16 protein-coding genes are annotated in these 18913 nt (G+C 65.3%); 1 reads left to right on the top strand and 15 read right to left on the bottom strand.

What is annotated here, in order from left to right; all coding sequences use genetic code 11:
- Nucleotides 1-89: 89 nt before the first annotated feature.
- From ACODSK_RS05075 to ACODSK_RS05005, 15 genes are all read right to left on the bottom strand, one after another.
- Entirely contained in the window at nucleotides 90-416 is a 327-nt protein-coding gene (locus tag ACODSK_RS05075) for a PA3694 family proteiin (protein WP_489014322.1), read from the bottom strand.
- Entirely contained in the window at nucleotides 413-1336 is a 924-nt protein-coding gene (locus tag ACODSK_RS05070) for an alpha/beta hydrolase (RefSeq protein WP_489014321.1), read from the bottom strand. Before ACODSK_RS05070 ends, ACODSK_RS05075 begins: the two co-directional genes overlap by 4 nt.
- Nucleotides 1308-2585 carry a flavohemoglobin expression-modulating QEGLA motif protein gene (locus ACODSK_RS05065; RefSeq protein ID WP_489014626.1) on the bottom strand — a complete coding sequence of 426 codons (1278 nt, stop codon included), beginning with the start codon at nucleotides 2583-2585 and terminating at the stop codon, nucleotides 1308-1310. The genes ACODSK_RS05070 and ACODSK_RS05065 overlap by 29 nt, the downstream gene beginning before the upstream one ends.
- A 19-nt stretch (nucleotides 2586-2604) precedes the next feature.
- Nucleotides 2605-3150 carry a hypothetical protein gene (locus ACODSK_RS05060; RefSeq protein ID WP_489014320.1) on the bottom strand — a complete coding sequence of 182 codons (546 nt, stop codon included), beginning with the start codon at nucleotides 3148-3150 and terminating at the stop codon, nucleotides 2605-2607.
- Between the two features lie 28 nt (nucleotides 3151-3178).
- Entirely contained in the window at nucleotides 3179-3931 is a 753-nt protein-coding gene (locus ACODSK_RS05055) for a TetR/AcrR family transcriptional regulator (protein WP_489014318.1), read from the bottom strand.
- Between the two features lie 142 nt (nucleotides 3932-4073).
- Nucleotides 4074-5576 (bottom strand): lysine--tRNA ligase, encoded by a 1503-nt coding sequence (lysS, locus tag ACODSK_RS05050; protein WP_489014316.1) that lies wholly within the window; start codon nucleotides 5574-5576, stop codon nucleotides 4074-4076.
- A gap of 93 nt (nucleotides 5577-5669) precedes the next feature.
- A protein-coding gene (gene prfB, locus ACODSK_RS05045) for a peptide chain release factor 2 (RefSeq protein ID WP_489014314.1) occupies nucleotides 5670-6765 on the bottom strand; the annotation gives its coding sequence in 2 pieces (ribosomal slippage) (nucleotides 5670-6692 and nucleotides 6694-6765; 1095 coding nt in all).
- Between the two features lie 332 nt (nucleotides 6766-7097).
- Nucleotides 7098-8102 (bottom strand): diguanylate cyclase, encoded by a 1005-nt coding sequence (locus ACODSK_RS05040; protein WP_489014313.1) that lies wholly within the window; start codon nucleotides 8100-8102, stop codon nucleotides 7098-7100.
- 52 nt (nucleotides 8103-8154) lie between these two features.
- On the bottom strand, nucleotides 8155-9168 hold the full coding sequence (locus ACODSK_RS05035) for a chemotaxis response regulator protein-glutamate methylesterase (RefSeq protein WP_489014311.1): 1014 nt from the start codon (nucleotides 9166-9168) through the stop codon (nucleotides 8155-8157).
- The gene (locus ACODSK_RS05030; protein ID WP_489014310.1) at nucleotides 9165-11447 is read right to left on the bottom strand and encodes a hybrid sensor histidine kinase/response regulator; all 2283 of its coding nucleotides are present in this window, start codon (nucleotides 11445-11447) and stop codon (nucleotides 9165-9167) included. The genes ACODSK_RS05035 and ACODSK_RS05030 overlap by 4 nt, the downstream gene beginning before the upstream one ends.
- A complete protein-coding gene (locus ACODSK_RS05025; RefSeq protein WP_489014308.1) occupies nucleotides 11444-12103 on the bottom strand; it encodes a chemotaxis protein CheW in 660 nt (219 codons plus the stop codon). The genes ACODSK_RS05030 and ACODSK_RS05025 overlap by 4 nt, the downstream gene beginning before the upstream one ends.
- Nucleotides 12100-13362 carry a CheR family methyltransferase gene (locus ACODSK_RS05020; protein ID WP_489014307.1) on the bottom strand — a complete coding sequence of 421 codons (1263 nt, stop codon included), beginning with the start codon at nucleotides 13360-13362 and terminating at the stop codon, nucleotides 12100-12102. Before ACODSK_RS05020 ends, ACODSK_RS05025 begins: the two co-directional genes overlap by 4 nt.
- Complete coding sequence (locus tag ACODSK_RS05015; RefSeq protein WP_489014305.1) at nucleotides 13359-13874, bottom strand: chemotaxis protein CheW; 516 nt, start codon at nucleotides 13872-13874, stop codon at nucleotides 13359-13361. The genes ACODSK_RS05020 and ACODSK_RS05015 overlap by 4 nt, the downstream gene beginning before the upstream one ends.
- A 7-nt stretch (nucleotides 13875-13881) precedes the next feature.
- Nucleotides 13882-15504, bottom strand: a complete 1623-nt coding sequence (locus ACODSK_RS05010; protein WP_489014303.1) for a methyl-accepting chemotaxis protein — start codon at nucleotides 15502-15504, stop codon at nucleotides 13882-13884.
- A 138-nt stretch (nucleotides 15505-15642) separates the two neighbouring features.
- The gene (locus ACODSK_RS05005; protein ID WP_489014302.1) at nucleotides 15643-16326 is read right to left on the bottom strand and encodes a tellurite resistance TerB family protein; all 684 of its coding nucleotides are present in this window, start codon (nucleotides 16324-16326) and stop codon (nucleotides 15643-15645) included.
- 229 nt (nucleotides 16327-16555) lie between these two features.
- On the opposite strand from ACODSK_RS05005, the gene ACODSK_RS05000 reads away from it, so the two are divergent.
- Nucleotides 16556-18793: a tetratricopeptide repeat protein gene (locus ACODSK_RS05000; RefSeq protein ID WP_489014300.1), complete on the top strand. Its 2238-nt coding sequence runs from the start codon at nucleotides 16556-16558 to the stop codon at nucleotides 18791-18793.
- Nucleotides 18794-18913 lie beyond the last annotated feature (120 nt).

Below are 18913 nucleotides of genomic sequence, written 5' to 3'. Positions count from 1 at the left end.
GCAATGCCAGCTCCCACAAGGATCGCGTGAACCGCTGAATCTGTGGGAGCTGGCTTGCCAGCGATGAGGCCCGAAAGCTCAACACAAGGTCATTTGACCTCCTGCGGCGTCTCCTGCCCCATGCAGCGAACCGCCTGCTTCTTGTTGTCCACCAGCACGCCGGTCAGGCCTTTCTGCTGCATGTCGAACAGCACCAGCACGCCATCGATGCATTGGGCAGTCTGCGGCGCAGGGTTGAGGGAGACCCGATAGTCCTCGCCCGGTACGGTCTTGAGCATGGTGAACTCCGACAGCAGCAGCGCATCCTCCGGCTTGGCGAAATGCAGGTAGCCGTAGTACCACAGGGCGCAGACCGTGCCGACGATGCTGCAGACTCCGGTGATGATCAGGGGGATGGCGTTGCGTTCTTCACTCATTGCGACTTCTCGTCAGGGTAGTTGGGGACTTCGGCCAGGCGGCGCAGGCCGTTGAAATGCTCGGGGTCATCGAGGAAACGCAGCATCACCTGGCGCCAGGTCGGGTCGCCGAAGGTCTGCACATGTCCACCACGCACCAGTTGCAGCACCCGCGGCGGCGGCGCGGCCTGGTACAGGCGGATGCCGTTGTCCATGGGCACCAGGGCGTCGTCGATGCTGTGGAAGAACAGCTTGGGCGGGCTCTTCAGGGCAGCGATGGAACGGATCGCGCTGTCGCCATCCGGCACCAGCCACGACAACGGCACCTGCATCGGCCAGGTGAGCCACGACGTACTCAGGGCGAAGCGCCCGACCTCGCGGTAGCTGGCCGGAACGCCGTCGAACACCAGCGCCTTGAAGCGCTGCGACTGCTCCGGGTGCTGCGCCAGGTAGTGGATCGCCATGGCCCCGCCGAGGCTCTGGCCCAGCAGCACCAGCGGCTTGCCCTGCACCTCGGGCGCCGTTCCCAGCCAGTCGAGGGCGGCGCCGATGTCCTGGTAGACCTCTGGCAGCCCCGGCTTGCCCTCGGACAGCCCGTAGCCACGGTAATCGATCATCAGCACCTGGTAGCCCTGCTCCGGCAGCCAGTAGCTGGCACCCAGGTGCCAGGCCAGGTTGCCGCCGTTGCCGTGCAGGTGCAGCACCGTACCCTTGACCTCGACGCCCTCCTTGGCCGGCAGCCACCAGCCATGCAGGCGGGTGCCGTCGGCGGCGGTCAGGGTCAGGTCGCGCCAGGCGATTTTCGCCTTCTCGGGGGTGAACGGCTGCCCGGGCTCGGGATAGAACAGCAGCGAACTGCACCCGGACAGCCCCAGCAGCAACAGGCACAGGACGAAAGTCCCGCGCCAGCGCTCAGAGAATGTTCGAGTAGTCGGCTTCAATCCGGTCCAGGCTCAGGTGGTTGAGGAAGTTGGAGAAACACATCCACGCCGACAGCGCATTGAGGTCGCGGAACTGCTCCGGCAGGTACTTGGGCGGCTCCACCAGGCCTTCGTCCACCAGTTGGCGCAAGGTGCGCATGTCTTCCAGGGTGGTCTTGCCGCAGAACAGCAGGGGAATCTGCTCGAGCTTGCCCTTTCTCACGGCCAACTGAATGTAGTTGTAAACCATGATGAAACCCTTGAGGTAGGACAAGTCCTTGGTAAATGGCAGACCGTTCGGCACCGAGCCGCGGAATACCCGACTGGCATTGCCGTAGCTTTCCGCCATTTCGAAGCCCTGGGCGCGGAAGAATTCGTAGATCTGCAGGAAGTCCGCGCCCTCCTCCACCATGTGGATGGCCCTGGTACGGTTGGTCAGCTTGCGCAGGCGGCTCGGGTAGGAGGCGAAGGCGATCACCTCCATAAGGATCGCCAGGCCTTCCTGGGTCACCGTCGACGAGGGCGGCCCTTTGGCCAGGAAGGTGCAGATCGGCTGGTTGAGGCCGTTGAGGGTGGTGCCGACATGCACCAGCCCTTCGTGAACTTCCAGCGCGCGCACATCACGGCTGTTGAACATGGCATCGGCGCGGATCTTGATGTAGTCGGCGCCCGCCGCGGCATCGGCGACGATACCGTCGGACTCGAACACGCGAATGGTCTCCTCGGCCTCGCCGAACACCTTGTTCAGGCGGCGCTGGAGGATTTCCACCGCTTCCTTGGCGGTGAGGTTCTTCGGCTCGTCCTTGAGGTCGCCACGGCCATCGATGTTGTTCAGGTAGTCCGAGAGCATCAGGCCAAGGTCGGCGAGGGTCGGATCCCCCGCATGGAAGGCGTCCGAAGCCGCGCCGTAGAGCTCTTGCGAGATCAGCCCGAAGTCGTCGGTACCGCGCGCTTCGAGCATGCGCACCACCATGCGGTACTCCTTGCACATGCGCCGCATGATCTGCCCGACCGGGTTGAACTGGCCGAGCTGGCGGGTGATATCGCGCTCGATGTTCTGGAACTCCAGCTTCAGCGCGCCGGAATCGAAGGACAGCGGCCGGTTCTGGTAGTACTCGCGACTGACCGCCGGCGGCTCCTTGCCCTTGGCCTTGAGGAAGCCCTGGCGGATGCTGTCGTCCCACTTCACCGCGTCGAGCACGCGAATCGGCGTCTGTGCCTGGACAATGCGGTCGGACAGGGCCCGGATCGTCTGCTGGTACTCGTCCACGCTCACTCCTTGTTCCTCGTTATTTGCCAGCCCGCTGGAACCGCGCCACTTCGACGAACAGGTCGGAGTTGGCCGGATCGTCCAGGTAGGCCAGTACACGCTCGGCCGGGCTGTCGATCAACACCCCTTCGCCGTTCTCTTCGGGCACTTCGACGGTGCGGCCGCTCAGTTCTTTCTTGTCCAGAGCCTGGGTGACCTGCTCGACGTCGAGGTTGTAGACCACCAGTTCCTTGTTATCGATCACTTCGAAGCCACCGATAAGGAAATTGCCGCCGAGTTTCTTCGGTACGCCGGCCGAGAGATACCAGCGGTTGCCGTGGCGCGACACGGTAAAGGCGTATTCCTCGCGAGGCTTGCCCTTGGCCGTGGCCACCGCCTTGTAGGCGTTGCCACCAGAGCGACTGATCTGCAGGGTCAGCGGCTCGCCCCAGGCGTCCTTGCTCGACCAGTTGCCGAGCAAGGCCTTGGGCGCTGCCTGGTTGGCCGGAATCGGCTCGTTGAAGGTCACCAGGCAGCCATTCAACAGCAGGAAAGACAGGGCCAGCAGCACACGCCAGGCTTTCATCGAAATCTCCTTGAGAGGCGCTCGCGACTCACTCCGCAGCCAGCACCAGATGCAGGTAACGAACAAGAATAGCGAGCATCTGCCCTTCAGCCTGCGGTTTTGCGGCTTCGAGCAGGCCCTGATACTCCATCTGCTCGATGATTGCCGTCAATACAATGGCGTCCTGTTGTGGCTGGCGCGAGCCCACCACCTGCAACAACTGGCAGGCGCCGCGCAGGAGGATCTGCTCGTGCAGCCTGACCAGTTCGGCCAGCCGTGGCGACAGCAAGGCCTCCTGGCGGAAGGCCTGTTCGGCCATAAGGAAGTCGCGGCGATTGTGCAATTGGCGCTGGACGTACTCGCAGGTCATCTTCGCCACCTCGTCGGCCAGCCGCGCGCGGGACGCCGGGCTGCCGTCGCCCTGGGCGAGCAACTGGCGCAGGACCACCTCGGTGCTCTCCCACAGCTTGGCCATGTAGGCGGCGCTGCGCTCGACGTACTGGGCGAAGGTATCGCTGAGCAGGTCCTGGATATCGTCGAAGTAGTAGGTGGTGGCCGACAGCGGCACGCCCGCCTCGGCGGCGACGGCACGGTGGCGCACGCCACGCACGCCATCACGGACGACGATGCGCATGGCCGCGTCGAGGATCTGCTGGCGACGCTGCTCGCTGCCCTGGCGGCTGGCCTTGCGGCCCTGGTACTGGACGCTTTCCGCGACCGCGGTGGCAACGCCGGCGGCGCCTTGTTGTGGCTGGGTGGGGGTCACTGGCGGGGTACCTCGGGATCGGGAATTCACGGGCATGAAAAAGCCGCACTGGGCGGCTGATTCAAAGTGTCCTCAGGGGCCTCATCGCTGGCAACGCCAGCTCCCACAAGGTCCGCGCCGGACACAAAACCTGTGGGAGCTGGCGTTGCCAGCGATGAGGGCCTCAAGCCTGGTGCAATCAGGCCTGCGGACGCATGTGCGGGAACAGGATCACATCGCGGATCGACGGCGAGTTGGTCAGCAGCATCACCAGACGGTCGATACCGATGCCTTCACCGGCGGTTGGCGGCATGCCGTATTCCAGGGCGCGAACGAAGTCGGCGTCATAGTGCATGGCCTCGTCGTCACCGGCATCCTTCTCGGCCACCTGGGCCAGGAAGCGCTCGGCCTGGTCTTCGGCATCGTTGAGCTCGGAGTAGGCGTTGGCGATCTCGCGACCACCGATGAACAGCTCGAAGCGGTCGGTGACGTTCGGGTTGGCATCATTGCGACGGGCCAGCGGCGAGACTTCGAACGGGTACTCGGTGATGAAGTGCGGCTGCTCCAGCTTGCTCTCCACCAGCTCTTCGAAAATCATCACCTGCAGCTTGCCCAGGCCTTCGTGGCCGAGGACCTTGGCACCGGCCTTCTTGGCGATGGCACGGGCCTTGTCGACGTCGAGCAGGTCGGCCTCGGTCAGTTCCGGGTTGTACTTGAGGATCGAGTCGAACACCGACAGGCGCGCGAACGGCTCGCCGAAGTGGAACACCTTGTCGCCGTACGGCACGTCGGTAGTCCCCAGTACAAGCTGCGCCAGCTCGCGGAACAGCTCTTCGGTGAGGTCCATGTTGTCGGTGTAGTCGGCGTAGGCCTGGTAGAACTCGAGCATGGTGAACTCGGGGTTGTGCCGGGTCGAAACGCCTTCGTTACGGAAGTTGCGGTTGATCTCGAAGACCTTCTCGAAGCCACCGACCACCAGGCGCTTGAGGTACAGCTCCGGCGCGATACGCAGGAACATCGGCATGTCCAGGGCGTTGTGGTGGGTTTCGAACGGCTTGGCCGCGGCGCCGCCAGGAATGGTCTGCAGCATCGGCGTTTCGACTTCGAGGAAGTCGCGCTTGGCCAGGAAGCTGCGGATATGCGAGATAACCAGCGAACGCACGCGGAAGGTCTCGCGGGTGTCCTCGTTGACGATCAGGTCGACGTAGCGCTGGCGGTAGCGCTGCTCGGTGTCGGTCAGGCCGTGGTGCTTGTCCGGCAGCGGGCGCAGCGACTTGGTCAGCAGGCGCACGTTGGTCATTTCGACGTACAGGTCGCCCTTGCCGGAACGGGCCAGGGTGCCTTCGGCGGCGATGATGTCGCCCAGGTCCCAGGTTTTCACCGCAGCCAGGGTTTCTTCCGGCAGGGTCTTGCGGTTGACGTAGACCTGGATGCGCCCGGTCATGTCCTGGATGACCATGAACGAGCCACGGTTGAGCATGATGCGACCGGCAACCTTGACCGGGATCGCCGCTGCTTCCAGCTCTTCCTTGGTCTTGTCGACATATTGCTTCTGCAGGTCGTTGCAGTAGCTGTCACGGCGGAAGTCGTTGGGGAAGGCCTGGCCCTTGGCGCGCTCTGCGGCAAGTTTTTCCTTGCGCAGGGCGATCAGGGCGTTTTCTTCCTGTTGCAGGTCTTGCGATTCGGTTTTCAGGTCGCTCATGTCGTCATTCTTTCCATCAGGTATTCGTTGCCCTTTCCGGGCAGGGCACGCGATCCCGGCGCAAGGCCGGGTCTCGCGGCAGTGGTGTGCGGTTTACAGGCCCTGCTTGAGGCTTGCTTCCAGGTACTGGTCGAGGTCGCCGTCCAGGACCTTCTGGCAGTCGCTGCGCTCGACGCCGGTACGCAGGTCCTTGATCCGCGAGTCATCCAGCACGTAGGAACGGATCTGGTGACCCCAGCCGATGTCCGACTTGCTGTCTTCCAGCGCCTGGGAAGCGGCGTTGCGCTTCTGCATTTCCAGCTCGTACAACTTGGCCCGCAGCATTTTCATGGCGGTGTCCTTGTTGGCGTGCTGGGAGCGTTCGTTCTGGCAGGCGACCACTGTGTTGGTCGGCACGTGGGTGATACGCACCGCCGAGTCGGTGGTGTTGACGTGCTGACCACCGGCGCCCGAGGAGCGGTAGGTGTCGATGCGCAGGTCGGACGGGTTGATCTCGATCTCGACCTTGTCGTCGATCTCGGGGGACACGAACACCGCCGAGAACGAGGTGTGGCGACGGGCGCCGGAGTCGAACGGGCTCTTGCGCACCAGGCGGTGTACACCGATCTCGGTACGCAGCCAGCCGAAGGCGTATTCGCCCTTGATGTGCACGGTGGCGCCCTTGATGCCGGCGACTTCGCCTTCGGACAGTTCGATGATGGTCGCGTCGAAGCCGCGCTTGTCGGCCCAGCGCAGGTACATGCGCAGGAGGATGTTGGCCCAGTCCTGCGCTTCGGTGCCGCCGGAACCGGCCTGGATGTCCAGGTAGGCGTTGTTCATGTCCATCTCGCCGCTGAACATGCGCCGGAATTCGAGCAGCGCCAGGTGTTCTTCGAGGCTTTGCAGCTCGGCGATGACGTCCTCGACGGCGCCCTCGTCGTTCTCCTCGACAGCCATGTCGAGCAGGTCCTTGCAGTCGGCCAGGCCACCGGACAGCTTGTCCAGGGTCTCGACGACCTGCGCCAGCATGGCGCGCTCGCGGCCCAGGGCCTGGGCGTATTCAGGCTTGTTCCAGACGTTCGGGTCTTCGAGCTCGCGGTTGACTTCGATCAGGCGGTCATGCTTGTGATCGTAGTCAAAGATACCCCCGAATGGACTCGGAACGCTCGGTGAGGTCCTTGATGGTATTCAGAATCGGGTTGATTTCCATGGGCGGGCTGCTCTCGTGCGTAATTCGGTGAAAAGCCGGAGAGTATAGCGCAGGCAGGGTGGCGGGGGACAAGCGGGAAGCTACGGGCGGCAGGGGAACCAGAAGATTTTCATTGCACTTGCCGGCCTCATCGCTGGCAACGCCAGCTCCCACAAGGACCGCGTCGAGCACAGATACCGTGGCCGGCTCAGAACCCTGTGGGAGTCGGCGTTGCCGACGATGAGGCCAGCAGTCACAACATCCATCTGCTTGCCTGCCGCCATAGAATCTCCCACAGGTTTGGCGGTGTACACAAATCCCTGTGGGAGCTGGCATTGCCAGCGATAGGGCGCTCAGGCCACCGCCACCCGGTTGCGGCCGGCGTTCTTGGCCTGGTACAGGGCGTTGTCCGCCGCCGAGATCAGTTGCCGGCAATGGCTGCCGATGGCCGGGGTCTGGGTGGCCAGGCCGATGCTCACGGTCAGCCAGGAGTCCGGGGCCGGCATCATGTGGGCGATCCGCGCGGCTTCGACGGTCTGGCGCAGTTTTTCCGCCAGCAGGCGCGCACCGCCCGGCGAGGTGTTGGGCAGCACCAGGGCGAATTCCTCGCCTCCGTAGCGCGCCGGCAGGTCGCTCGGCCGCGCGCAGCAGGAACGGATGGCCTCGGCCACCTGGCGCAGGGCCTCATCACCGGCCAGGTGGCCGAAGGTGTCGTTGAACGACTTGAAGTAGTCGACGTCGACCATCAGCAGCGACAGCTGCGACTGCTCGCGCATCGCCCGGCGCCATTCCAGCTCCAGGTACTCGTCGAAATGACGGCGGTTGGACAGCCCGGTCAGGCCGTCGGAGTTCATCAGGCGCTGCAGCACCAGGTTGGTGTCGAGCAACTGCTGCTGGCTCACGCGCAGGGCACGATAGGCCTCGTCACGCTGCAGCAGGGTCAGGTAGGAGCGCGAGTGATAGCGGATCCGCGCCACCAGCTCGATATTGTCCGGCAGCTTGACCAGGTAATCGTTGGCCCCGGCGGCAAAGGCCGCGCTCTTGACCAGCGGGTCTTCCTTGGTCGACAGGACGATGATCGGAATGTCCTGGGTCGCCGGGTTGGCGCGGTACTCGCGGACCAGGGTCAAGCCGTCGAGGCCCGGCATGATCAGGTCCTGCAGGATCACCGTCGGCTTGATGCGGATGGCCTGGGCCACCGCCTCGTGCGGATCGGCACAGAAGTGGAAGTCGATGTTGTCTTCCTGGGCCAGGCCCCGGCGCACGGCTTCGCCGATCATCGCCTGGTCGTCGACCAGCAGGACCATCGCCGAGTTCTCGTCAGAGGTTGAAAAGCCGTCGATCGGTAGATCATTCATGCGCTGTCACCTGGGCACTGCCGGCGCCGCCGGCGTGACTCAATACATATCGTCATTTCGGGAAAATTTCCATTAGTCGTGGGGCTATCCGCTCCAGCGGGCGGACTTCCACGGCCGCGTCGATGGCGACGGCCGCCTTGGGCATGCCGTACACCGCACTGCTCTGCTGGTCCTGGGCGATGGTCAGGAAACCCTGCTCGCGCATGAGCTTGAGCCCCTGCGCGCCATCGCGGCCCATGCCGGTGAGCAGCACGCCCACCGCATCGCCACGCCAGAACCGTGCCACGCTTTCGAAAAACACATCGATCGAGGGGCGGTAGATTTCGTTCACCGGCTCCGCCGTGTAGGCCAGGGTGCAATCCTTGAGCAGGCGGATATGGTGGTTGGTCCCGGCCAGCAGCACCTGGCCCGGTTGCGGCGGCTCGCCCTCGCGGGCCAGGCGCACGTTCTGCCCGGAGGTACTGCTGAGCCATTCGGCCATGCCGGCGGCGAACACCTGGTCGACATGCTGGACCAGCACGATCGACGCCGGAAACGCCTTGGGCAGGCCCTTGAGCAGCACTTCCAGGGCCGCCGGCCCACCGGCCGAAGAACCGATGGCCACCAGGCCCTGGCGCTGCGCGGCCTGGCGCAAGGGCGTGGCCACCGGGCGCACGCTGCTGCCGCGCTGCTGGCCGATCAGCCAGGAGATATTGAGGATCTTGCGCAACAGCGGCGCCGCCGCCTCGCGGGCATCGCCGCCGCCCAGGGCCGGGGTATCGACCACGTCGAGGGCGCCATGGCCCATGGCCTCGAACACCCGGTGCACGTTCTGCCGGCGATCGACAGTGACGATGACGATGGCGCACGGCGATTCGGCCATGATCCGCCGGGTCGCTTCCACCCCGTCCATCTGCGGCATGATCAGGTCCATCAGCAACAGGTCCGGAGTCTGCTCGGCACAACGCTGCACCGCCTCCACACCGTTGCTGGCGACCCAGATGACCTCGTGCGCCGGCTCGAAGGCCAGCGCACGGCGCAGGGCCTCCACCGCTAGCGGCATATCGTTGACGATGGCGATCTTCATCCTTGGGCACTCCCGATCAGCTCGACTACGGCATCCAGCAAGGCGTCATCATGGAAGCTCGCCTTGGCCAGATAATAGTCAGCGCCGGCATCCAGGCCACGCCGCCGGTCTTCTTCGCGGTCCTTGTACGACACCACCATCACTGGCAGCGATTGCAAACGGCTGTCGCGACGCACCAGGGTCACCAGTTCGATGCCGTCCATGCGCGGCATGTCGATATCGGTGATGAGCAGGTCGAAATCCTCGCTGCGCAAGGCATTCCAGCCGTCCATGCCATCCACCGCCACGGCCACTTCGTAGCCGCGGTTGCCGAGCAGCTTGCGTTGCAGCTCGCGCACGGTGAGCGAGTCGTCCACCACCAGCACGCGCTTGCGCGCCACCTCACGGGCCGCGCCACGGCGCTCGATACGTTCCAGGCGACCGGTGCTGAGGAGTTTCTCCACCGAGCGCAGCAGGTCCTCGACGTCGACGATCAGCACCACCGAGCCGTCGTCCAGCAGGGCTCCGGCGGAGATGTCCTGGATCTTGCCCAGGCGCGCGTCCAGCGGCATCACCACCAGCACCCGCTCGCCGACCAGGCGATCGATGGCCACGCCGTACAGGGTTTCCCGCTCGCGGATCACCACCACCTTGATGCTCTGTTCACTGTTCTGGCTGACCGGCCGATTGAGCAGTTGGCTGGCGGAAACCAGGCCGATATGCCGGCCTTCGTGCCAGAACTGCTGGCGCCCCTCGATCTGCACGATGGACTCCGGCGACAGCTCCAGGGTGCGTTCGATATGGGCCAAGGGGAAGGCGTAGGCCTCGCCGCTGACTTCCACCACCAGGCTGCGCACCACCGACAGGGTCAGCGGTACTTCCAGGTGGAAGCGACTGCCGTTGCCATCGCCCTGGGTCATCTCGACCTGGCCACGCAGCTGGCGAACCATGTGCTGCACGGCATCCAGGCCGACGCCGCGGCCGGACACCTCGGTGACCTTGTCGCGCAGACTGAAGCCCGGCAGGAAGAGGAAGGTCAGCAGCTCCGCCTCACTCATCTGCGCCACGGTTTCCGCCGGCGACAGGTGGCGCTCGACGATGCTGCGGCGCAGCCGCTCAAGGTCGACCCCGCCACCGTCATCGCTCAACTCCAGCACCAGCAGACCGGCCTGGTGCGAAGCCCGCAGGCGAATGGTGCCCTCCATGGGCTTGCCCGCCGCCAGACGCTGCTCGGGCATCTCGATGCCATGGTCGACGGCGTTGCGCAGCAGGTGGGTCAGCGGCGCTTCGAGTTTTTCCAGGACATCGCGGTCGACCTGGGTCTTCTCGCCCTCGATCTCCAGGCGCACCTGCTTGCCCAGGGAGCGGCCGAGATCGCGAACCATGCGGCTTTGTCCGGTCAGCACATCGGCGAACGGACGCATGCGACAGGCCAGGGCCATATCGTAGAGGTTCTGCGCGCGCTGGCCGGCCTGCCAGCCCAGCTCGTCGAGATCGACCACCTGCTGCTGCAGCATCTGCTGCGCCTCGCCGAGCAACTGCTGGGTCAGGGCCAGCGCTTCGCGCACGTCGTCACCCTGCTCGCCCGCCTCGATCTGCGCCTTGAGCCCGTCAAGGGCGCGCAGGCCCTGGCCCTGCACGCGCTTGAGGCGCTGCAGGGTAGCGAGGAAGGGCTTGAAGCGCTGGGTCTCCACCAGTGCCTTGCTCGACAGGTCAAGCAGGCTGTTCAAGCGCTCGGCGGTGACCCGCAGCACCCGCTCGCCGCCCTCGGTCGCCTTGCTCTTGCGCGCCGGGCGCGGCTCGGGCTCGGGTTCCGCCTCGGGCTCTTCCAGCACCACCGGGAGCGGTAGCACCGGCTCCGGCTCGATCACTGGCGGCGCGCTCGGCGTCGGCGGCGGCGTAACCGCCGAGCCGGGCTGCAACAGATTGGCCACCTGCACCAGGTAGGCCTGTACCGCCGCCTCGACCGAGGCATCGCCAGGGGTGGCGATGCGCATCAGCAGGTCGGTGCCCTGGAGCAACGCATCGATATGCTCGGGGCGCAGGCGCAAGCGCCCTTCCTGGGCTTCAACCAGACAGTCTTCCATGACATGGGCAACGCTGACCCCGGCATCGATGCCAACGATCCGCGCCGCGCCCTTGAGCGAGTGCGCGGCGCGCATGCAGGCTTCGAGCTGGTCGGCCTGGGTCGGATTGCGCTCCAGCGCCAGCAGCCCGGCGCTGAGCACCTGGGTCTGGGCTTCGGCTTCGAGGCTGAACAACTCCAGCAACGAAGCGTCGCGCATTTGCTCTGGGGTCATGAAAGGCTCCGGTCGACGGCGGACAACACCTGGTCTTCATCCAGAATTCGTACGCTTCGCCCGCGCCACTGGAGAACCTGGCGGGTGAAGCGGTTCTCAAAGGCAGCATCGCCATGCAGGCGCAGGTCGAGGGCATGGATACCGTCCACCTCGTCCACCGGCAGCACCACCGCGCCGCCCTTGGCCGCGAGGATCAGCATGCGCGGCATGACCCGGGCCGAACCCGGCGCGGCCTGGGTCAGCTCCAGGCCGAGCAGGTCGCTCAGGGACAGGCACGGCACCAGTGCACCGCGCACATTGGCCACGCCCTGCAGCACCCGGGAGCGCTGGTGCGGCAGCGAATGCACCGGCTGCACCGGCGCCACTTCGGCCAGGCAGCGGGTGGCCAGCGCCAGCCATTCCTCGCCGAGACGGAACAGCAGCAGCGACGGCCCCTGCACCACCTGCTCCTCGACCGCCTCGCGAACATGCGCGTCCTGGGCCAGGGCATAGCGATCCAGCAGGCGCGTGGCGGCGGCGGCATACACCGCACAGTTGCGGCAATGCACATGCTCTTCCAGCAACGGGCAGCTCTTGTCGCCGTGTACGCCGATGCGGTTCCAGCAGTCGTCGATACGCTCGACATCACCGCTCAGCATGTTGATTTCATCGATCATCGATCAGCCTCCCGCTCGCGCCGCGCGGCACGCTCCTGCAGGCGCCGGGCACCGACGGCATCGCCCTGGGACGCCAGCAGTGCGGCCAGGTGCACCAGCGCCTCGGGGTGCTGCGGCTCCAGGTAGAGCGCCTTGCGGTACTGGCTGATGGCATCGGCGCTGTCACCAGCGGTATCGCTGAGCAGGCCCAGCCAGTAGAACACCTGGGCCGAAGGTTCGAATTGCTTGAGGTAGCGCTGGCAGGCAGCACGGGCCTGTTCACTGTGACCGCCATTGGCGAGCACGGCGATCTGCGCCAGCAACTCGCCGGCCTGTTCGTCGCGCCCATGGGCAGCAGGCGGGCGCACCGGCGTGATCGCCCGGCGCACCGGGGCGGCAGGCACGACCGGCGCTATCGGGCGCGACAAGGGCGCGACCGGTGCCGTGGCAGTGACGACCTTGTGCGCCGCCGGCTTGGCTTGCGCCACGTGCCGAACATAGGCGAATGACTGGGCAATCCCCAGCGGGCGCATGCCCAATCGTGCCAGCAGGCTGCCCTCGGCCGGGCCGATGAACAGCACGCCGTCGGCATGGGTCAGGTTTTTCAGGACCTCGAACACCCGCTGCTGGGTCGCCAGGTCGAAATAGATCAGCAAATTGCGGCAGAACACGAAGTCATAGCTGCCCTGACGACCAAGCAACGCCGGGTCGAGCACATTGCCCACCTCGAACTGCACCTGGCGCTGCACCCGCGCATCGAGCAGATGCCCCTCTTCCCCTTCACTGAAATGCCGCTCGCGAAAAGCCTGCTCCGCACCGCGGAACGAGTTGCGCCCATACACCGCGCGCTGGGCACGACCGATGGAATTGGGGCTGATATCCATGGCCTCGACCTTGAACGCTTGGGCCGGCAGGCCGGCATCGAGCAGGGCCATGGCGATGGAATAGGGTTCCTCGCCGGTGGAACACGGCAGGCTGAGGATGCGCAGGCCACGGGCGCCATTGAGCTCGGCCAGGCGCTTGCGGGCCAGGTCGACCAGGGCGGCGAAGGATTCCGGGTAGCGGAAGAACCAGGTCTCGGGAACGATCACCGCCTCGATCAAGGCCTGCTGTTCGGCATGGGACTGCTGCAAATGCAGCCAATAGTCGTCGAGGTCGTGGGCCGGCAATGCCGCGCAGCGCTGGCGCAGGGCGCGCTCGACCATCTGCTCGCCCACCGAAGCGACATCGAGGCCGATGCGCTCCTGCAAAAAACGGAAAAAGCGTCGCTCGATGGTCATGCCAGCCCCCCGTCTTCAGGGAACAGCAAGGCACGCACCGCATCGTCGAGCAGGTCCTGCACGCCGATCCACTGCATCAGGCCCTGGGCATCCTCGCGCACCGGGCCGAGGTACGGCGCCTCGCGATTGTCGACGCCATAGGGGCGGAACTCCGCCGGGTCGCAGCGCAGGGTGTCGCTGGCCTGTTCGAGAATCAGGCCGAGCAGCAGGTCCGGACGCGCCGGGTCGAAGCGATAGTGCACCAGCACCAGGCGAGTGCTGGTGCGCTGCGGCGCGGGAGTGCCGAAGCTCAGCGCGCTGACATCGATCACCGGCACCAGCGCGCCGCGATGGGCCAGAACCCCGGCAACATAGGCCGGGGTATGGGCGATCGGCTTGAGCGGCACCCGTGGCAGCACCTCGGCAATTTCCCGGGTATCCAGAACGAAACGCTCACCACCAACGCGGAACACCAGGAACAGGCGTCCCTGGCAAGCCGCGTCCTGGCTGCGGCGAGGCCTGAGATCGGTCATTGCCACCTCAGACTTTGAACCGCGACACACCGCCGCGCAGACCGACCGCGACCTGGCTCAACTCGTCGATGGCGAAACTGGCCTGGCGCAGCGACTCCACCGTCTGGCTGCTGGCATCGCTGAGCTGGGCCAGGGCATGGTTGATCTGCTCGGCGCCGGTAGCCTGGGCCTGCATGCCGTCGTTGACCATCAGCACCCGCGGCGCCAGGGCCTGGACCTGATGGATGATCTGGCTGAGCTGCTCGCCGACCTGCTGCACCTCGAACATGCCGCGGCGCACTTCCTCGGAGAACTTGTCCATGCCCATCACCCCGGCGGACACCGCCGACTGGATCTCGCGGACCATCTGCTCGATATCGTAGGTGGCCACGGCGGTCTGGTCGGCCAGGCGGCGCACTTCGGTGGCGACCACGGCGAAGCCACGGCCGTATTCACCGGCCTTCTCGGCTTCGATGGCGGCGTTGAGCGAGAGCAGGTTGGTCTGGTCGGCGACCTTGACGATGGTCACCACCACCTGGTTGATGTTGCCGGCCTTCTCGTTGAGGATCGCCAGCTTGTTGTTGACCAGGTCGGCGGCGCCCATCACCTGGTGCATGGTCTCTTCCATGCGCGCCAGGCCCTGCTGGCCGGAACCGGCGAGCACCGAGGCCTGGTCGGCAGCGGTGGTCACTTCGGTCATGGTCCGCACCAGGTCGCGGGAAGTAGCGGCGATTTCCCGCGAGGTGGCACCAATCTCGGTGGTGGTCGCAGCAGTTTCGGTGGCGGTGGCCTGCTGCTGCTTGGAGGTGGCGGCGATCTCGGTCACCGAGGTGGTCACCTGCACCGACGAGCGCTGGGCCTGGGACACCAGGCCGGTCAGTTCACTGACCATCTCGTTGAAGCCGGTCTCGACGGCGCCGAATTCGTCGTTGCGGTCCAGGTTCATGCGTACGCTGAGGTCGCCGCCGCGCAGGGTTTCCAGGGCGCGAACGATGCGCTGCATGGGTTCGGTGATGACCCGCATCAGCAGCAGGCCGCAGACCGCGGCAGCCACCACCGCCAGTGCCAGGGAGACCATCATGCTCAGCTTCGCCGTGGTCACCGCGGAAACGATATTGTCGGTGGCCTCATCGGCGTAGCGACGGTTCCAGTCGATCAGGCTGTTGAGTTGCTTGCGCCCCTCGGACCAGGTCGGGCCAAGGTTTTCCAGGAGCAGGCGCTGGGCCTCCGGGTAGTCCTTCTTGCTGTAGGCATTGAGCACCGCGGTGAGCGACTGCTTGTACTCGCCGACCATGCCTTCGAACTGGGCGAAGTTGGAGGCGTCGTCCGAGTCGTTCATGGTCTTGCGGTAGTTGGCCATCTGCAGTTGCAGGCGCTCGTCATAGCTCTTGTACAGGGCCATGTCGGCATCGGTGAGCTCGCGATGGTTGCTCAGGCCGACCAGTTGCTGGGTCAGGACGTAACTGTCGACCCAGGCACTGCGGATCATCGAGCTGTAGTAGACCCCGGGCATGCTGTCGGCGCGTACCGCCTGCTCGCTTTCTTCGATGGCTATCAACCGCGAATAGGCGGCGACCACCATCAGCGACATGATGGCGATGATCACGGCGAAACTTGCCAGGATCCGTTGGCGCAATGTCCAGTTCTTCACAATCAGCCCTCGAGCGTTGTACGCGGCAAGAAAAATGGGCTGAGTATAGCCCACGGCCTACACGCCTATGGGACTGATCCTACATGGTTGAATGGGCAAATTGACTACACGACATGGCCATTTGCCCATTTTATTGACTCAGGTCGCATGAACCTGCCGTTCCAGCTCCACCTTGAGCTGCGGATCGAGGCGCAACTGGCGCGCCAGTTCGTCGAGATAGGCGCGCTCCATGAAATGTTCCTCGTCCACCAGCATGACGCTGGCCAGGTACATTTCCGCCGCCATTTCCGGAGTGGCGGCGGCGCGGGCGACGTCCGACGGGTCCAGCGGCTTGTTCAGCTCGGAATGCAGCCAGAGCTGCAGGTCGCGGTCGTTGCCGGACAGTTTGACGAACTCGCCCTCGATCAGTTCGCGCTCGCGCTCATCCACATGGCCATCGGCCTTGGCGGCCGCCACCAGTGCCTTGAGGATCGCCTGGCTGTGCTGCTCGACCTGAGCCGGCGGCAGGCGATCGAGGGTCTGTGGCTCGCCCTTGGGCGCTGCGGCCTGCTGGGCCTGCCAGTTGCCATAGGCCTTGTAGGCCAGCACACCGAGGGCGGCCAGGCCGCCGTAGGTCAGGGCCTTGCCGCCGTACTTGCGGGCCTTCTTGCTGCCCAGCAGCGCGCCGAGGGCTCCTGCCGCCGCAACCTTGCCACCGACACCGGAGAGCAGCCCGCCAAGCGCGCCGCCGCCTTTCTGCGAACCTGAAGCACTGCCGGCCTGTTTCTGCAGCAGGTCCTGCCCGGACTTGAGCAGTTGATCGAGCAAACCACGGGTGTTCATTGCATGCCTCCTCGGAGGATCGATGTAGGAAAAATCCACTGCCGAATAAGAGGTGCATCCTACGCGCGGGTTTCCCGGGGGCCGGATGAAAATCTATTTCTGTTGATGACAAAAACCATAGGCCGAGCTTTCACCCAGACGCGGCGAGAAATCCGTATCATCGCGGCATTCCAGGTTCGCCCCACAAGCAACGGGTCGGCCTTATTAGAAGAAAAACACGGAACACCGCATGCCGAACAAGCCTGATGTGGCCACGCCGCCACGCCGCTGGTCCCTGCTCCGAGGGTTGCTGGCGGGTCTGCTGCTCGCCCTGGGCGCCCCTGTACAGGCCGCACCACAGCTGGTCGACGAACACCAATGCCAGGGCTGCCATGCCGAGCAGGTCGAGCACTGGCAAGGCTCCCATCACCAATTGGCCATGCAGGCAGCGAACGACGCCAGCGTGCTCGGCGACTTCAACGACATCACCTTCAAGAGCGACCGCGAGACCACCCGCTTCTTCAAGCGCGACGGCGGTTTCTGGGTCAACACCCCGGGGCGCGACGGCAAGCCCAGGGATTTTCCGGTGGCCTATGCCTTCGGCGTCGAACCCTTGCAGCAGTACCTGATCGATACCGGCGCAGGCCACCTGCAAGCCCTGGGCGTGGCCTGGGATACCCGGCAAAGGAAGTGGTTTCACCTGTACCCGGGCCAGGGCGTCGACTTCAAGAGCCCGCTGCACTGGAGCTCACCGCAGCAGAACGCCAACTTCATGTGCGTGGAATGCCATACCACCGGCTTCAAGCGCAATTTCAACGCCGCCGAAAACCGCTTTGCCAGCCAGTGGCAAAGCCTCGGGGTAGGCTGCCAGGCCTGCCATGGCCCGGCCTCCGACCACCTGGCATGGACCACGAAAAAGACCCCGCTCGAGCATGCCGGCTTCCAGCAAAGCCTGCGCGGCGGCGACAACCTCAAGGAAGTGGAGACCTGCGCCCGCTGCCATGCGCGCCGGTCACCGCTGGACGATGGTTTCAAGAATAGCCACCGGCTGATGGACGACTTCCTGCCCAGCCGCCTGACCCGCGAACTCTATGCCCTGGACGGCAAGATCCAGGACGAGGTGTTCGAGTACGGCTCGTTCACCCAGAGCAAGATGTTCGCCAAGGGCGTGCGTTGCAGTAACTGCCATGAACCACACAGCACCAAGCTGCGGGCCGAGGGTAACGGTGTCTGCCTGCAATGCCACAACCCGGCCGGCAAGACCGGCATCGCCAGCGTCGACGGCAGCGGCTTGAAGGCCCGCGACTATCAATCGGCGGAGCACCACAAGCACGTGCCGGGGCAGCCCGGCTCGCAGTGCGTGGATTGCCATATGCCCGGCAAGTTCTACATGGTCAACGACTGGCGGCATGACCATGGCTTCAGCATCCCGGCACCGGCCCAGGCGCTGAAGCTCGGCACCCCGGACGCCTGCCTCGGCTGTCACCAGGCCACGCCCGGACAGAAGGTCGCCGAACAGTTCCGCCTCTGGTACGGCGAGCACGACACCCCGACCCAGCGCTACGCCCGCAGCCTCGATGCCCTGCGCAGCGGCAAGCCCGGTGCGGCCAGTGCACTGTTCGAGCAATTGCAGCAAGACGACCTGCCAGCGATCCGTCGCGCCACCTTGCTTGCCGAACTGCCCAACTACCCCAGCCAGCGTGCGCTCGACCTCGCCTCCGCTGATCTGCGCAACGACGCGCCGCAAGTGCGGGTCGCGGCAGTCGAAGCCCTGGCCGCCCTGCTCCCCGCCGAGCAACGAATCCGCTTGCTGGCGCCCTTGCTCGACGACCCGGTCCGCGCGGTGCGCATCGCCAGCGCCTATGCCCTGCTGCCAGCGCGCAATAGCGGCTTGGGCCAGGCCTTCGACAAGGCCCTCGGCGAATACGAACAGGCGCAGTTGAGCCAGCAGGACCGGGCCGAGGCCAACGTCAACCTGGCACTGCTCTACCGCGCCACCGGCCGGCTCGATCAGGTCGAGCCGTACCTGCGCGCGGCAATGTCACGGGACGAGGACTTCGATCCCGCGCGGGTGGCGCTGGTGCAATGGCTGGATGCCCGCGGCCAGCCTGATCAAGCCCGGCGGCTACTGGACCAAGGCCTGACCCGGCATCCCGAATCGGCGCTGCTGCAACATGCCAGGGGTTTGGCTCTGGTCCGCTCGGGGCAGCGCGAAGAAGCCTTGAAAGCATTGCGCAAGGCGGCAGAACTGGCGCCGGAGAATGTCGGTTTCGGTTATGTGCTGGCGGTGGCATTGCATGACCAGGGCCAGGCTGACGCGGCCATCCAGCAACTGTGGCAGAGCCTCGGGCAGCAACCGTACAACCGCGAGGTGCGGCTGGCGTTGATGCGTTACCTGCAACAGGCGGGGGAGCGGGACAAGGTCGATGGGCTGGTCGAGACGCTGCGGGCGATCAATCCGCAGGATCCGTTGTTGCGGGTGAGGTGATGAGGTTGTGGCTGGTGCCCCATTACGTCATGGATACCTGCACATCTCGTCCCCAGCGGAGTACCTGTCGACCAGTCAACGCGGCCCCTGTGGGAGCTGGCTTGCCAGCGATTGCGGCAT

The organism is Pseudomonas sp. FG98 (genome assembly GCF_057808595.1).
This window is presented reverse-complemented; position numbering and strand designations above follow the sequence as displayed.

Excerpts from the sequence above, each read along its gene's own strand:
- ACODSK_RS05075 (WP_489014322.1), bottom strand. The coding sequence starts at position 416 with ATGAGTGAAGAACGCAACGCCATCCCCCTGATCATCACCGGAGTCTGC.
- ACODSK_RS05060 (WP_489014320.1), bottom strand. The coding sequence starts at position 3,150 with ATGAAAGCCTGGCGTGTGCTGCTGGCCCTGTCTTTCCTGCTGTTGAAT.
- ACODSK_RS05055 (WP_489014318.1), bottom strand. The coding sequence starts at position 3,931 with ATGCCCGTGAATTCCCGATCCCGAGGTACCCCGCCAGTGACCCCCACC.
- lysS (WP_489014316.1), bottom strand. The coding sequence starts at position 5,576 with ATGAGCGACCTGAAAACCGAATCGCAAGACCTGCAACAGGAAGAAAAC.
- ACODSK_RS05040 (WP_489014313.1), bottom strand. The coding sequence starts at position 8,102 with ATGAATGATCTACCGATCGACGGCTTTTCAACCTCTGACGAGAACTCG.
- ACODSK_RS05035 (WP_489014311.1), bottom strand. The coding sequence starts at position 9,168 with ATGAAGATCGCCATCGTCAACGATATGCCGCTAGCGGTGGAGGCCCTG.
- ACODSK_RS05030 (WP_489014310.1), bottom strand. The coding sequence starts at position 11,447 with ATGACCCCAGAGCAAATGCGCGACGCTTCGTTGCTGGAGTTGTTCAGC.
- ACODSK_RS05025 (WP_489014308.1), bottom strand. The coding sequence starts at position 12,103 with ATGATCGATGAAATCAACATGCTGAGCGGTGATGTCGAGCGTATCGAC.
- ACODSK_RS05020 (WP_489014307.1), bottom strand. The coding sequence starts at position 13,362 with ATGACCATCGAGCGACGCTTTTTCCGTTTTTTGCAGGAGCGCATCGGC.
- ACODSK_RS05015 (WP_489014305.1), bottom strand. The coding sequence starts at position 13,874 with ATGACCGATCTCAGGCCTCGCCGCAGCCAGGACGCGGCTTGCCAGGGA.
- ACODSK_RS05005 (WP_489014302.1), bottom strand. The coding sequence starts at position 16,326 with ATGAACACCCGTGGTTTGCTCGATCAACTGCTCAAGTCCGGGCAGGAC.
- ACODSK_RS05000 (WP_489014300.1), top strand. The coding sequence starts at position 16,556 with ATGCCGAACAAGCCTGATGTGGCCACGCCGCCACGCCGCTGGTCCCTG.